The sequence below is a fragment of the Pseudomonas sp. 02C 26 genome (assembly GCF_002843585.1).
In the GTDB taxonomy this organism is placed as follows: Bacteria; Pseudomonadota; Gammaproteobacteria; order Pseudomonadales; family Pseudomonadaceae; genus Aquipseudomonas; species Aquipseudomonas shirazensis.
On the sequence record NZ_CP025262.1, the window covers coordinates 1,159,324 to 1,174,153 of the forward strand.

Here is a 14,830-nt window from a genome sequence, read left to right on the forward strand (position 1 = left end):
AGTGAGACATCCGTAGCGCAGCGAAGGGGCCGGAGCCATCACTAATGAATCGGCTAAGTCCACCCTCTCATAGCCGCAATCCGGCCCCGCGCAGCCAGATGCCCAGCATCCACATACACTAACCACCACCCAATAATTTCTACCTTTCACCGACTTCCCGCCACCGCACAGCTGATTTAATATACTCGCCAGTATAAATATTAGAAGCGCCTTACACGGACGGTCCCCCATCATGTTGCGTCATGCCTGGTCAATCGCTTTGCCCGCCGCTGCAGCCTTGCTGCTGGCCGCCTGTGGTCAGGAGACCGCGCCGCCCGCCGCGCCGCGTCCGGCCCTGGTGGTGCAGCCGCAGCCGGCCAGCGCCGCCGCCGACAGCTACCCCGGCGAAGTGCGCGCCCGCTTCGAGCCTGAGCTGGCCTTCCGCATTGGCGGCAAAGTCAGCAAGCGCCTGGTGGAAGAGGGCCAGCGGGTCAAGGCCGATCAGCCACTGGCCGAGCTCGACCCACAGGATGTACGCCTGCAATTGCAAGCCAACCGTGCCCAGCTTGCCGCCGCGCAGGCCAACCTGGCGCTGGTGCAGACCGAACGTGAGCGTTATCAGAAATTGCTCGACCGGCAGATGGTCAGCCGCTCGCAGTTCGACAACGCCGAAAACCTCTACCGCGCAGGCCTCGCCCGCCTCAAGCAAGCTCAGGCCGAAGCTGATGTGGCCGGTAACCAGGCCGACTATGCAGTGCTGCGTGCGCCGCAGGCGGGGGTGATTTCCAAGCGTCAGGTCGAGGTCGGCCAGGTCGTCGCAGCAGGGCAGACGGTGTTTACCCTGGCCGCAGATGGCGAACGTGAAGTGGTCATCGGCCTGCCTGAGCAGCAGTTCGCGCGCTTTGCCGTCGGCCAGCCCGTCAGTGTCGAGCTGTGGTCGCAGCCCAATCAGCGTTACCCCGCGCGCATCCGCGAACTGTCCCCGGCAGCCGACCCGCGCTCGCGGACCTTTGCCGCACGCATCGCTTTTGACTCGAGCAAGGCCCCGGCTGAGCTGGGCCAAAGCGCCCGAGTGTTCGTCGCCCATGAAGGCCAGCCGGCATTGGCGCTGCCGTTGTCGGCGGTGACCGCTGAGCAGGGCCAGGCCTACGTGTGGCGAGTTGACAAGGACAAACGCCTGCAGCGCGTTGCGGTGCGCCTGGGTGCCTATGGCGCCGACAGCGTGCCGGTGCTGGACGGGCTGGCGCCGGGCGACTGGATCGTCGCTGCCGGTGGTCATGTATTGCGCGAGGGCCAGCAGGTGCGGCCGGTCGACCGCAGTAATCGTGATGTGGATCTGGCGGCCAAGGAGTAAGTCCCGATGGGTTTCAACCTTTCCGCCTGGGCGCTGCGCAATCGCCAGATCGTACTGTTCCTGATGATCCTGCTGGCCGCGATTGGTGCGATGTCCTACACCAAGCTGGGGCAGAGCGAGGATCCGCCGTTTACCTTCAAGGCCATGGTCATCCGTACCATCTGGCCAGGTGCGAGCGCCGAAGAGGTGTCGCGCCAGGTTACCGAGCGCATCGAAAAGAAGCTGATGGAAACCGGCGAGTACGAAAAGATCGTTTCGTTCTCGCGCCCAGGCGAGTCGCAGGTCACCTTCATGGCGCGCGACTCGTTGCACTCCAAGGACATCCCCGAGCTGTGGTACCAGATCCGCAAGAAGGTCGCGGATATCCGCCATACCTTGCCGCCGGAGATCCAGGGGCCGTTCTTCAATGACGAGTTCGGCACCACCTTCGGCAATATCTATGCGTTGTCTGGCGAAGGCTTTGACTACGCCGTGCTCAAGGATTACGCCGACCGCATCCAGATCCAGCTGCAACGGGTCAAGGATGTGGGCAAGGTCGAGCTGATCGGCCTACAGGATGAAAAGATCTGGATCGAGCTGTCCAATCTCAAGCTGGCTACCCTTGGCGTGCCGCTGGCCGCCGTGCAGCAGGCGCTGCAAGAGCAGAATGCGGTGAGCAGCGCGGGCTTCTTCGAGACCCCGAGCGAGCGCCTGCAACTGCGCGTCAGTGGCCGCTTCGACAGTGTCGAGCAGATCCGCCAATTCCCGATCCGGGTCGGCGAGCGCACCTTCCGTATCGGCGATGTCGCCGAGGTGCACCGTGGCTTCAATGACCCACCGGCGCCGCGCATGCGCTTCATGGGTGAAGACGCCATCGGCCTGGCCGTGGCGATGAAGGATGGCGGCGATATCCTGGTGCTGGGCAAGGCGCTGGAGGTCGAGTTCGCTCGGCTGGCGCACAACCTGCCGGCCGGTATGGAGCTGCGCAAGGTGTCCGACCAGCCGGCGGCGGTCAAGGCCGGGGTCGGCGAGTTCGTGCAAGTGCTGGCCGAAGCGTTGGTGATCGTGCTGCTGGTGAGCTTCTTCTCGCTCGGGCTGCGTACCGGGCTGGTGGTGGCGCTGGCGATTCCGCTGGTGCTGGCGATGACCTTTGCCGCCATGCACTACTTCGGCATCGGCTTGCACAAGATTTCCCTCGGTGCGCTGGTATTGGCCCTGGGTCTGTTGGTCGACGACGCGATCATTGCCGTGGAGATGATGGCGATCAAGATGGAGCAGGGCTACGACCGGCTCAAGGCGGCCAGTTACGCCTGGACCAGCACGGCGTTCCCGATGCTCACCGGCACCCTGATTACCGCGGCGGGCTTTTTGCCAATCGCCACCGCGGCCTCCAGTACCGGCGAATACACTCGCTCGATTTTCCAGGTGGTGACCATCGCCCTGCTGACCTCCTGGGTAGCGGCGGTGCTGTTCGTGCCGTACCTGGGCGAGCGTTTGCTGCCGGATCTGGCCAAGCTGCATGCCGCTCGCGGCCACACTGACCCCTATGCGACGCCGTTTTACCAACGTGTGCGGCGAGTGGTGGAATGGTGCGTGCGCCGGCGCAAGACGGTGATCCTGCTGACCATCGCCGCGTTCGTCGGCAGCATCCTGCTGTTCCGTTTCGTGCCGCAGCAGTTTTTCCCAGCCTCGGGTCGGCCGGAGCTGATGATTGACCTCAAGCTGGCCGAAGGCGCCTCGCTGAGTAATTCCGCCGAACAGGTCAAGCGCCTCGAAGGCCTGCTCAATAACCAGGACGGCATCGACAACTATGTGGCCTACATCGGCACTGGCTCGCCGCGCTTCTACCTGCCGCTGGACCAGCAGTTGCCGGCGGCCAGTTTTGCCCAGTTCGTGGTGCTGGCCAAATCCCTGGAAGATCGCGAGGCGCTGCGTAGCTGGTTGATCGCGACCCTGAATGAGCAGTTCCCGCAATTGCGCTCCCGCGTCACGCGCCTGGAAAACGGCCCGCCGGTAGGTTACCCGGTGCAGTTCCGGGTCACCGGCGAGCACATCGAGAAGGTCCGCGCGCTGGCCCGGGAAGTGGCGAGCAAAGTGCTGGAGAACCCGCACGTAGTCAACGTGCACCTGGACTGGGAAGAGCCGAGCAAGGCGGTGTTCCTGCAAATCGACCAGGAGCGTGCGCGCGCGCTGGGGGTGAGTACTGCCCAGCTGGCGAGCTTCCTGCGCAGCTCGTTGACCGGCAGCTCGGTCAGCCAGTTCCGCGAAGACAACGAGCTGATCGAGATTCTGGTGCGCGGCACGGCCGAGGCGCGTGGCGACCTGGGTAACCTGGCAAGCCTCGCAGTGCCGACCGATAACGGCCAGAGCGTGGCGCTGTCGCAGGTGGCGACTCTTGAGTACGGCTTCGAGGAAGGCATTATCTGGCATCGCAATCGCTTGCCAACGGTGACCGTGCGCGCCGATATCTATGACAAGCAGCAGCCGGCGACGCTGGTCAAGCAGATCGAGCCATCGTTGCAGCAGGTGCGTGCCAGCTTGCCGGACGGCTATCTGCTTGAGGTCGGCGGCACTGTCGAGGACTCCGAGCGCGGGCAGAAGTCGGTCAATGCCGGCATGCCGCTGTTCATCGTGGTGGTGTTGAGCCTGTTGATGATCCAGCTGCGCAGCTTCTCGCGCACGGTGATGGTGTTCCTCACCGCACCGCTGGGGTTGATCGGGGTGACCCTGTTCCTGCTGATCTTCCGCCAGCCGTTCGGCTTCGTGGCCATGCTCGGCACCATTGCCCTGGCCGGGATGATCATGCGCAATTCGGTGATCCTGATCGATCAGATCGAGCAGGACATCGCCGCGGGCATGCAGCGCTGGCAAGCCATCATCGAAGCCACGGTGCGGCGCTTCCGGCCAATCGTGCTGACTGCACTGGCCGCCGTGCTGGCGATGATTCCGCTGTCACGCAGCGTGTTCTACGGGCCGATGGCGGTGGCGATCATGGGCGGCCTGATCGTCGCCACGGTGCTGACGCTGCTGTTCCTGCCGGCGCTGTATGCGGCATGGTTCAAGGTCAGGAAGGAAGCGTAAGAGGCGCTGGGCGGACCTGCTGCCAATCTGCAGCAGGCGCGCCAGCGAAGGGCCTCAGAGGGCGCCGAAGACTTTCTTGGCCAGGCTGGTAGCGGCCTGCGCCGGGTTCTGGCGAATGCTCTGCTCTTGCTTGGCAATCATTTCGAACAGGCCATCGAGGGCCTTCTCGGTGACGTAGCTTTCGACGTTGGCGCTCTTGCTGCTGCCAAGGCCCAGGGCCGAGGCTTGACCGGCGAAGCTGTTGTACTGCTGGACGACGCCGACCTTGTCGGTGGCGGCCTTGACGATCGGCAGGAACTTGGCGCGGATCTGCTCGCGGCTGCTCTTGTTCAGGTACTGCGTCGCGGAGTCTTCACCGCCGCTGAGGATGCCCTTGGCATCGGTCACGGTCATCTTCTTCACCGCATCGACGAGGATCGCCTGGGCCTGCGGCACGGCGGCTTCGGCGGCCTTGTTCATGCTGTCTTCCAGCGCTTGCACCTGGTCGCCCTTGCCAAACATCTTCATCGCCTTGGCGGCTTTGCCGAGGTTGCCTGGCAGCTCGATGCGCACGTCGGGATTGTTACTGAAGCCACCGGGGGTGCCGAGTTGCTTGATCGCCACTTGGGCGCCTTGGGTGAGGGCGTCTTTCAGGCCGCCGGTAGCGTCCTGCTGGCTGAGGTCGCCGAGCGACAGCGCCAGCGCACTGGCGGACAACAGCAGGCCAGCGCAGAGGCCGCCGAAGCGCAGGGAGGAGCGAATCATGGATTATTCCTTATGACAGTGAATAGGTGCAGGGCTCAGCGAGCCGGGTCGACTTTGATCCGCAGCGGCTGCTGGTCGCTGCCGTCGAGCGCGACGCTGTGCTGTTCGGTGCTGATGAACAATAGTTGGCCTTGATACTCGATGCGGGCACTGACTGCGTAGCGGTGTCCCGGTTTGACCTGAGCAGGGTCATAGCTCAGGTGGAACGGCAGCGGCACGTTGCCTTGGATCGGGCCGGCCTGGCTGGCCAGGGTCACGGCTGGGGCATCCATCAGCGATACATCCTGCAAGCTGACGCTGAGGGTAGCGGCTGGCGGCAGGGCAATGCGCTGCAGGTAGAACACTTCGCCATCAAGGCTGGCCTGTGGTGCCGGGCTGTTGCTGGAGCAGGCTGCAAGCAGAGAGGCGCAGCACAGCATAAAGAGCTTTTTCATGGATTCTCCGTAGTCCTGGGGTCGGCTTGTGACCAACCCCGGGGACTGTAGCGGATTTTCCTGCCAAGGTCGCGGCAGTCGCGGCCGAGGGTTTGCACTCAGGTGGGGATTTGCTCCACACCTTCTATTTCGCGGTGCAGCGCCACCTGGCGAATCGACAGGCGCAGCTCGGCCGACAGCACGCGCTTGGCCACACCTTCGGCCAGCTCGCCGAGCTTGTCGTGATGGCTGAGCTTGCCGTTGCCGGCGGGCCGCAGCACGCCTTGCTGGAGCAAGGTCTGGATGAAGTGGCGGAACAGGCTCTTGTCGAAGAACTCCGGTGCATTCAGGCCATGCAGGATCGACAGCCGTTGGGCCATCATCACGCAGAGGTCTTCCAGTTCCTCGGCGGTCAGGGTCTGCTGGCCGTTGTTGACCAACAGTGAGGTCGCCATGTAATAGCGCTGCAGGGCCTGGGTGATGGTCCGCGAGAGCAGCGTCAGCAATACGAACGCACGCGAACTCGGTGCCGGGCGCAGGTAGACGCCGTTTTCCACCCGCAGCAGGCCTTGGGCAACCAGCGCGTCGAGCCAGTGATCGATGGTTTCGTCGAGTTGCTCGGGCGTCCAGCGCAGGAACAGCTCGGCTTGCAGGTACGGATACAGCGCCTTGACGTACTGGCCGATCAGCTCGCGGCTGATCCGTGAGCTGCTCTGGAAGAAGCTCGCCAGCAGCGCCGGCAGGGCAAAGATGTGCAGTACGTTGTTGCGGTAATAGGTCATCAGCACCGCGTTGGCTTCATCCAGATAGAGGATGCGGCCCATGGCATCGTTCTGCTCGGACAGCAGGTTCATGCCTTTGACGTGGCTGATCAAGGCCATGCCATCGCCCTCAGGCAGGGTGGTATGCGCCGAATAGGGCACTTCACGCAGCAAGCTCAGGTATAGGTCGAGCACCCGCACCAGGGCGCTTTCGTCGAGCGCGTGACGGCTGGTCGAGAGCAATGCCAGTGCGACCAGGTTGACCGGATTGACCGCCGCGGCTTCGTTGAGGTGGCGGGCCACGGTTTCGCCCAAGCGGTGGGTGGTGTCGTTCAACCAGGCCGGACGAAACTGCTCGCCGTGATCCTCTTCGCGCCAGCCTGGGCGCTGCTCATCGAGGAAGCTGGCCAGGCGGATCGGCTCGCCGAAGTTGACCGACACCTGGCCGTAGCGCTGCTTGAGCGCGCCGATGACCTTGAAGATGTCGAAGATGGATTCTTTTTTCTTGCTCGCCCCACGCAGCTCGCCCAGGTAGGTGCGGCCTTCGAGCACCCGCTCATAGCCGATGTACACCGGCACGAACACGATCGGTGTGCGCGACGAGCGCAGGAAACTGCGCAGGGTAATCGCCAGCATGCCGGTGCGTGGCTGCAGCATGCGCCCGGTGCGCGAGCGGCCGCCTTCGACGAAGTATTCGACCGGGAAGCCCTTGGTGAACAGCGTGTGCAAGTATTCGTTGAACACCGCGGTGTACAGCGGGTTGCCCTTGAACGTACGGCGCATGAAGAACGCCCCGCCACGGCGCAGCAGGCTGCCGATGACCGGCATGTTGAGGTTGATGCCCGCGGCTACGTGCGGTGGCGTCAGGCCGTTGCGAAACAGCAGGTAGGACAGCAGCAGGTAGTCGATGTGGCTGCGGTGGCAGGGCACATAGATCACCTCGTGACCGGGAGCGATGCCTTGCACCTGCTCGATGTTGTTGACCTTGATGCCGTCGTAGATCTTGTTCCAGAACCAGCTCAGCACCACTTCAAGAAAGCGGATCGCGGTGTAGGTGTAGTCCGAGGCAATTTCGTTGCCGTAGCGCAGCGCTCGCGCCTCGGCTTTCGCCAGCGGAATCTGCTCGCGTTCTGCCTCCTCGGCGATGGCCTGACGCACCTGCTGGTCGTGGATCAGGCCTTTGACCAGGTTGCGCCGGTGCGAAATGTCCGGGCCGATGACCGCGCTCTTGAGGTTGCGAAAGTGCACGCGCATCAGGCGCTGGGCCATACGCACGGTACGCGCATGGCCCTTGTTGTGCTCGACCAGCTCGCGCAGGTGGATCGGCGCCGAGAACTGCACGCGGGTCTTGCGCCCGAGCATGATGATGGTGAGCAAGCGACGCAGGCGTCCGGTTACCGCCCAGCTGTCGGCAAACAGCAGCTTCCATGGGCTCGATTCACTGGCCGGGGTCTGCCCCCAGAACACGCTGACCGGGATGATCTGTGCGTCTTCTTCGGCATGCTGGCTGACTGCTTCGACCAGCCGCTCCAGGGTCGGCGGCGCGCCGCGTTTGTCGTGGCGGCCGAGCCAGTCCGGCTCCGGGGTCAGATAGAAAAACGCCGCAGGCTCGTGCAGCGGGCCAACCACAACGGGCAACACTGGCCGCGGCAGCCCCGCTTTGGTGCACTCGCGGTCGAGCACCGCCAGGTCGGTCAGCGACGGCGAGGGCAGGGCATAGAACACCGGGCGGCTGCGGTCGAGCTTTAGGGTCAGCGATGACTGATTGATGGTCTCGGAGCGTACCCACAGGTAAAGCACGCGGCGCAGGGCGCCGAAGATCAAGCGGCGCAGGGGGGAACGGGTCATGTGATGTGTGGGCCCTGGGAAGAATTTCGGATCGATTTGCAGTCAGTGAGTCTGCCGTATCTGCGCAAGTTCAGCAAAAAACTGCATTGAACAGGCCTGTCATGAATTTTCTTTGTTCTCTGTCATATACTCGGTCCGCCCCTTGCAGGATATTTCAGCAAGCGGCGTCGGCACGGGGAAACCCAGTGCCTGCAAGGCGATCTTCACAATAAAAAAACTGGAGTAGTTCAGATGTCGTCTCGTGAGACTGGGAATGTAAAGTGGTTCAACGATGCCAAGGGTTATGGCTTCATTCAGCGCGAAGATGGGGCCGATGTATTCGTCCACTATCGGGCGATTCGTGGTGAAGGGCATCGCTCGCTGGTTGAAGGGCAGCAGGTTGAATACAACCTCACCCAAGGCCAGAAAGGTCTCCAGGCCGAGGATGTAGTGGGCCTGTAAGCGCTGGTTGGCAAGCCTCAAGCTGCAAGTTGTCCGTGGAACTTGCAGCCTGATGCGATTGCTCGTGTTACATCCCTCTCGCAGTATTACTGCGTGCGCCAGGTGATTTCCTCTTCACCGTCGGCGCTGATGCGGACCCAACGGTCGGCATCCTCTTCCCCGTGTTCTTCGCTCCAGCTGCCCGGTGCACAACGCACTTCGACGTTGAGTGCGGCAAAGGCTGCGCGTGCGCAGGCAATGTCGTCTTCCCACGGGGTCTGGTCGCTTTCCAGGTAGAGGCTGTTCCATTTCCCTACAGCCTTCGGTAACCAGGTCACCGGGATGTTACCGGCCTGGCATTTCCAGGTCAGGCCTTTCTGGGTCCATTCGGTGCACGGGCCCAAGGCCTCGACCAACCACTGGGCAATCTGCTTGTGGTCGACGTCGGTGTCCTTCAGGTAAATCTCGATATCAGGTTGACGCATAAAGGGCTCCGGTGTGCTCAGGATTGGCGCAGGAAATAGTCATAACGCATGGAAACGGTTACCTCGAACGGCGCGGCCTGGTCGATCACCAGCGCGCGCTTTTCAGCGCTTGCTCGCCAGCCGTGCGGGGTCATCGCCAGCAGGTCGGCGCGAGCCTTGGGTGCGGCCAGGCTGAGGCGAAACTCGAGGGTTTCGCTGTGAGCATGGACCATTCCCGCTGGCACCAGTGCCAGGTGCTTGTCGTCAGCATACGGACGCACTTCATCGTAAAGCACCTCGCGCAGCTCCATCAGGTGACCGCTGGTCGGGCCGACCCGCATCAGGCCGCCGCCGGGGCTGAGCAGGCGCAAGGCCTCCTGCCAGTCGAGCGGGCTGAAAACGCTGGCGATGAACTGGCAGCTGGCATCGGCCAGGGGCACGCGGGCCATGCTGGCGACCATCCAGGTCACCTGCGGCGCGCGCTTGCAGGCGCGTTTAACCGCTTCACGGGAAATATCCAGGGCGTAACCCTGGGCCGCCGGCAGGGCATTGGCGAGCTGCGCGGTGTAATAGCCTTCGCCGCAGCCGATATCCAGCCAGGCGCCGGGCTGGCGCTCGGCAGCCAGCTGCGCCAGGCGCTCGGCGACCGGGGCATAGTGGCCACCGTCGAGAAAGTCACGGCGGGCCTCGACCATCGCCTGATTGTCACCTGGATCACGGCTGTTCTTGTGCTGCACCGGCAACAGGTTCAGATAACCCTGGCGAGCACGGTCGAAGCGATGGCCGGCGCTGCATGCGACACCGTTGTCCAGCGCTGCCAAGGCCGCCTGGCAAAGAGGGCAGATGAGCATCAGGCGAGCAACCGCACCAGGGTCTGGTAGTAGATCTCGGTCAGCAGGTCGAGATCGCTGGCCAGGATGCGCTCGTCGACCTGGTGGATAGTGGCGTTGACCGGGCCGAGCTCGACCACCTGAGTACCCATGGTGGCGATGAAGCGGCCGTCGGAGGTGCCGCCGCTGGTCGATGGCTGGGTATCGCGGTCGGTGACGGCCTTGATGCTGGCCGCTACCGCGTCGAGCAGTTCACCTGGCTCGGTGAGGAACGGCAGGCCCGACAGCGCCCAATCGATCGACCAGTCCAGCTGATGCTTGTCGAGAGTCGCCGCCACCCGCGCCTGCAGGCCCTCGACGGTCGACTCGGTAGAGAAGCGGAAGTTGAACAGCGCAGTCAGGTCGCCAGGCACGACGTTGGTCGCGCCGGTACCGGAATTGAGGTTGGAGATCTGGAAGCTGGTCGGCGGGAAGAACGCATTGCCTTCGTCCCAATGCTCTGCTGCCAGTTCGGCCAGCGCTGGCGCGGCCAGGTGGATCGGGTTGCGCGCCAGGTGCGGATAGGCAACGTGGCCCTGCTTGCCGCGTACGGTCAGCTTGGCACCGAGCGAACCGCGGCGGCCGTTCTTGACCACGTCACCGAGCAAATTGGTGCTCGATGGCTCGCCGACGATGCACCAGTCGAGGCGCTCGTTGCGTGCGACCAGGCGCTCGACGACGGCTTTGGTGCCGTGATGGGCGGGGCCTTCTTCGTCGCTGGTGATGAGGAAGGCGACCTTGCCGCGGTGGTTGGGGTAGTCGTGCACAAAGCGCTCGCTGGCCACCACCATCGATGCCAGGCTGCCCTTCATGTCGGCAGCGCCGCGGCCGCAGAGCATGCCGTCGGCATCGATCAGTGCCTGGAACGGCTCATGTTGCCACTGCTGCACCGGGCCGGTCGGGACCACGTCGGTGTGGCCGGCAAAGCACAACACCGGGCCGTCCTTACTGCCATGGGTGGCCCAGAAGTTGTCGACGTCTTCGATGCGCATCGGTTCAAGCTGGAAGCCGACAGCGCCCAGGCGGTTCATCATCTGGGTCTGGCAGTCGGCATCGACCGGGGTCACCGAGGGACGACGGATCAGGTCGCAGGCCAGTTGAAGGGTAGGCGAGAGCTCGGCGGGGGCCGTCATGGGGAACTCCGGGGGCAAGGCAAGGACGAAAAAACAGGCGCGTTATCTTATATCAAATGCGCCCGCCGGGCACCTTCAGGGTGCCAGCGGGTGGCCTTTATGGTCAGGCAGTCGAGGCTTGTGCTGCATCGCTTGCCGGTTTGGGCAGCGACGACAGGAAGGCCATGATCAGCGCGGCCAGGTACGGCAGCGATTGCACCAGCAGCATGGCTACCCAGAAGCGCATGTCCGAACTCGGCAAGCCCTGCACCAGGTAGATGCCACCGGCAGCGCCCCACAGCAAGAGCATGATGAACAGCTCTTCGCGCGCTTCGGAAATCGCCACCAGCAAACCATGGCTGTCGGCGTTCTTCGGCGTGCGGAAGAACGGCATGCTGCTGGTGAAGAAACCGTACAGCACGGCCTTGGCAATCGTATGCGACAGCGCCAGCCCGGCCAGGGCGGCAGCGAAGGCGTCCTTGAGGTTGACGCCGACCGCACGACGGTAGAGGAACAGGATCTTGCCGACCTTGAAGAAGAACAGCGCCAACGGCGGGATGGCAAAGATCATCAGCGGTGGATCGACCCGGTGCGGGACGATGATCATCGCCGCCGACCACAGCAGCGCACCGACGGTGAAGAAGATGTTCATGCCATCGGCGACCCACGGCAACCAGCCGGCGAGGAAGTGATAGCGCTGGCCGCGGGTCAGTTCACTGCCCTTGCCCTGCAGCAGGGCGCGGGCGTGGTGCTTGATGATCTGGATCGCGCCGTAGGCCCAGCGGAAGCGCTGCTTCTTGAAGTCGATGAAGGTGTCGGGCATCAGGCCCTTGCCGTAGCTGTTGTGCGCGTAGGCGGCAGACAAGCCTTTTTCGAACACGCGCAAGCCCAGCTCGGCGTCTTCGCAGATGCACCAGTCGGCCCAGCCGAGTTCTTCCAGCACCGAGCGCCGGGTCATGGTCATGGTGCCGTGCTGGATGATCGCGTCACGGTCGTTGCGGGTGACCATGCCGATGTGGAAGAAGCCTTTGTATTCGCTGTAGCAGAGCTTCTTGAAGGCGCTTTCGTGCTGGTCGCGGTAGTCCTGCGGCGACTGCACCACAGCGATCTTCGGGTCGGCGAAGTGCGGCACCATGTGCTTGAGCCAGTTGCGGTCGACGCAGTAGTCCGAGTCGATCACGGCGATCACTTCGGCGTCCTTTGCCGTGTGCGGCAACAGGTAGTTGAGTGCGCCACCCTTGAAGCCGGCCAGCGGCGCAACGTGGAAGAACTTGAAGCGCTCACCGAGCAGTTCGCAGTGGGCCTTGAGCGGCTCCCACACGGCCGGGTCCTTGGTGTTGTTGTCGATCACCAGCACTTCATAGTCGGGGTAGTCGAGCGCGGCGAGGGCGTCGAGGGTCTGTTTGACCATCTCCGGTGGCTCGTTGTAGCAGGGCACGTGCACCGACACTTTCGGCCGGTAGGCGCTGTCGCCCTGCACCGGCAGGAATTCGCGACGGCGCTTGGCCGTCCACACCGTTTCGGCTAGTTCATGGGCTTCGGTCATCAACACGATGAACACACCAATCGCTCCCAGCGCCAGCAGGAAACCGACGATCAGGCTGAACCAGGTGCTGTATTGCTGGCTATAGTCGTAGGCGATCCACACCAGCACCGAGCCACAGAGGAAGGTAATGAAGGTGAGGAAGGTGCGCCCGCGTTGGCGTAGCGCCGAGCCATCGATCAGCAGGATGGTCAGGGCAAGCATCGCCAGCACCACCGAAGCGACCGCAAGGGCGCGCCACTGCGGAATCGCCACCACCGGCCCTTCGAAGTTGAATTTCTGTTGGCGCTCGGCGTTGAACACGCCCCAGTAGGCGCCCACTGAACCTTCGTCGCTGGCCTTCCACGGTTGGTCGTAGGCCTCGATGACGAAGTAGTTGTAGCCGCGTCGGTTCAGCGTATTGACCAGCGTGCGCAGGTAGATGGCCTGGTCGGCCTGGGTGGCATCGGCGCCGCCGCGCATGCGGCCGTTGCTCGGCCAGCCAACCTCCGACAGCAGCAGCGGTTTGCGCGGGAACTGCTGCTTGAGCTCACGGGCGCGATCAAGCACGAACTCGACCGAATCCTGCATCGGCACAAACTCCCAGTACGGCAAGATGTGCGCGGCGATCAGGTCGACGTGGGGTGCAAGCTCCGGGTTTTCTTTCCAGATATGCCACTGTTCACTGGTGGTCACCGGCACCTTGACCGCCGCGCGGACCCGATCCAGGTACTGGATCAGCGCCTCGGGGGTGACCTCCTTGCGGAACAACGCCTCGTTGCCAACCACCACCCGCACCACGCTGCGCGAGCTGTTGGCCAGCTCGATGGCCTTGCTGATCTCGCGCTCGTTGCGCTCAAGGTCCGGGCTGATCCAGATACCCAGGGTGACGCGCAGGCCGAATTCCTCAGCCAGCCGCGGGACTTCGGCCTGGGTGCCTTCGACGGTATAGATACGGATACTGTCGGTCAGTTTGCTCAACTGCTCGAGGTCCTGGCGCATCTCCTCCTCGCTCGGATACTGGCCCTTTTGCGGGCTTTCACCCAGGCGAAACGGCGAGTAGGAGAAGCCGGAAATCTGCTCCGGCCAGGCCGGCGCGGACACCGGGCGGTTGATCAGCGCCCAGAACCCGGTGAACAGCGCGGCGATGACCAGCACCACTACCAGGTTGAGGCCGAATTTGCGTGATGACATAAGCGATTGTAGGTTCCGAAGAGGGGAGTGGGCGGGTGCCAGCTGGGGCTGCGTTCTACGCTTGGACAAGAAAGCAGCAGTGCCATTCGGCGCAGACGGTGAAGCTCTGCTCCCACTCAGTTGTCGTCCAAGTCTGACTCTCTGATCGGATATTAAAGCAGGATTGGTAGGTTTTTTACCAACTAACAGCGCCGTGCGGCCCGGCAACCCGCCAGCTGGCATATAATGCGCGCCGGTTTTTTGCGGATAGCGAGCATGAGCACAGAAGATCCACGCTTCGCCGGCGTTGCCCGTTTGTACGGCGACCAAGGCCTGCAACGCCTGCACGACGCCCATGTGGCGGTGGTCGGCATCGGCGGGGTCGGCTCATGGGTGGCCGAGGCGCTGGCGCGCAGCGGTGTTGGCGAAATCAGCCTGTTTGACCTTGATGATGTCTGCGTGAGCAACACCAACCGCCAGGCGCATGCGCTGGAAGGCCAGGTAGGGCGGGCTAAAGTCGAGGTCATGGCCGAGCGTCTGCTGGCAATCAACCCGGCCTGCACAGTCCATGCAGTGGCAGACTTCGTCACCCGTGACAGCATGGCCGAGCACATCACCGAGCAGATGGACTGCGTCATCGATTGCATCGACAGCGTGATGGCCAAGGCGGCGTTGATTGCCTGGTGCCGGCGGCGCAAGATCGCCGTGGTCACCACCGGTGGCGCCGGCGGCCAGATCGACCCCACGCAGATCCAGATCGGCGACCTGAACAAGACCTTCAACGACCCGTTGGCCTCACGCGTGCGCTCGACCCTGCGCCGCGACTACAACTTCTCGCGCAACACCTCGCGCAATTACGGCGTGCCGTGCGTGTTCTCCAGCGAGCAGCTGCGTTATCCCAAGGGTGACGGCAGCGTTTGCCTGCAAAAGAGCTTTGTCGGTGAGGGCGTGCGCCTGGATTGCTCCGGCGGCTTTGGCGCGGTGATGATGGTCACCGCCACGTTCGGCATGGTGGCGGCGAGCAAAGCCATCGAAAAACTGGTGGCCGGTGCGCGCCGGCCGTCGGAACGGGTGGTCGCGCCGGCGGCTGATCTGTAAGCAGCGGTCAGCG

At 63.4% G+C, this 14,830-nt stretch carries 11 protein-coding genes; 4 read left to right on the forward strand and 7 right to left on the reverse strand.

Annotated elements, in window-relative coordinates; translation table 11 throughout:
* The first annotated feature begins 232 nt into the window (after positions 1–232).
* Positions 233–1,333, forward strand: a complete 1,101-nt coding sequence (locus tag CXQ80_RS05280) for an efflux RND transporter periplasmic adaptor subunit (protein ID WP_101317195.1) — start codon at positions 233–235, stop codon at positions 1,331–1,333.
* A gap of 6 nt (positions 1,334–1,339) precedes the next feature.
* Positions 1,340–4,393 carry an efflux RND transporter permease subunit gene (locus CXQ80_RS05285; RefSeq protein WP_101317197.1) on the forward strand — a complete coding sequence of 1,018 codons (3,054 nt, stop codon included), beginning with the start codon at positions 1,340–1,342 and terminating at the stop codon, positions 4,391–4,393.
* Between the two features lie 54 nt (positions 4,394–4,447).
* Here CXQ80_RS05285 and CXQ80_RS05290 read toward each other — a convergent pair whose 3' ends face one another.
* From CXQ80_RS05290 to plsB, 3 genes are all read right to left on the reverse strand, one after another.
* Positions 4,448–5,137 carry a DUF4197 domain-containing protein gene (locus CXQ80_RS05290; protein WP_101317199.1) on the reverse strand — a complete coding sequence of 230 codons (690 nt, stop codon included), beginning with the start codon at positions 5,135–5,137 and terminating at the stop codon, positions 4,448–4,450.
* 35 nt (positions 5,138–5,172) lie between these two features.
* Positions 5,173–5,571 (reverse strand): YbaY family lipoprotein, encoded by a 399-nt coding sequence (locus tag CXQ80_RS05295; RefSeq protein WP_101317201.1) that lies wholly within the window; start codon positions 5,569–5,571, stop codon positions 5,173–5,175.
* 98 nt (positions 5,572–5,669) lie between these two features.
* Positions 5,670–8,159, reverse strand: a complete 2,490-nt coding sequence (plsB, locus tag CXQ80_RS05300) for a glycerol-3-phosphate 1-O-acyltransferase PlsB (protein ID WP_101317203.1) — start codon at positions 8,157–8,159, stop codon at positions 5,670–5,672.
* Between the two features lie 231 nt (positions 8,160–8,390).
* Here plsB and CXQ80_RS05305 point away from each other — a divergent pair, with 231 nt between their 5' ends.
* Positions 8,391–8,600 (forward strand): cold-shock protein, encoded by a 210-nt coding sequence (locus CXQ80_RS05305; RefSeq protein WP_101317205.1) that lies wholly within the window; start codon positions 8,391–8,393, stop codon positions 8,598–8,600.
* 86 nt (positions 8,601–8,686) lie between these two features.
* Here CXQ80_RS05305 and CXQ80_RS05310 read toward each other — a convergent pair whose 3' ends face one another.
* The 4 genes from CXQ80_RS05310 to CXQ80_RS05325 all read right to left on the reverse strand — a co-directional run bounded on the left by CXQ80_RS05310 (position 8,687) and on the right by CXQ80_RS05325 (position 13,740).
* The gene (locus CXQ80_RS05310) at positions 8,687–9,064 is read right to left on the reverse strand and encodes a hypothetical protein (protein WP_101317207.1); all 378 of its coding nucleotides are present in this window, start codon (positions 9,062–9,064) and stop codon (positions 8,687–8,689) included.
* 17 nt (positions 9,065–9,081) lie between these two features.
* A complete protein-coding gene (locus CXQ80_RS05315; protein ID WP_101317209.1) occupies positions 9,082–9,894 on the reverse strand; it encodes a putative RNA methyltransferase in 813 nt (270 codons plus the stop codon).
* Positions 9,894–11,045 carry a succinyl-diaminopimelate desuccinylase gene (gene dapE, locus CXQ80_RS05320; protein ID WP_101317211.1) on the reverse strand — a complete coding sequence of 384 codons (1,152 nt, stop codon included), beginning with the start codon at positions 11,043–11,045 and terminating at the stop codon, positions 9,894–9,896. The genes CXQ80_RS05315 and dapE overlap by 1 nt, the downstream gene beginning before the upstream one ends.
* Before the next feature lie 103 nt (positions 11,046–11,148).
* The gene (locus tag CXQ80_RS05325; protein ID WP_101317213.1) at positions 11,149–13,740 is read right to left on the reverse strand and encodes a glycosyltransferase; all 2,592 of its coding nucleotides are present in this window, start codon (positions 13,738–13,740) and stop codon (positions 11,149–11,151) included.
* A gap of 255 nt (positions 13,741–13,995) precedes the next feature.
* On the opposite strand from CXQ80_RS05325, the gene tcdA reads away from it, so the two are divergent.
* Positions 13,996–14,817 carry a tRNA cyclic N6-threonylcarbamoyladenosine(37) synthase TcdA gene (tcdA, locus tag CXQ80_RS05330; protein ID WP_101317215.1) on the forward strand — a complete coding sequence of 274 codons (822 nt, stop codon included), beginning with the start codon at positions 13,996–13,998 and terminating at the stop codon, positions 14,815–14,817.
* The last annotated feature ends 13 nt before the right edge of the window (positions 14,818–14,830 follow it).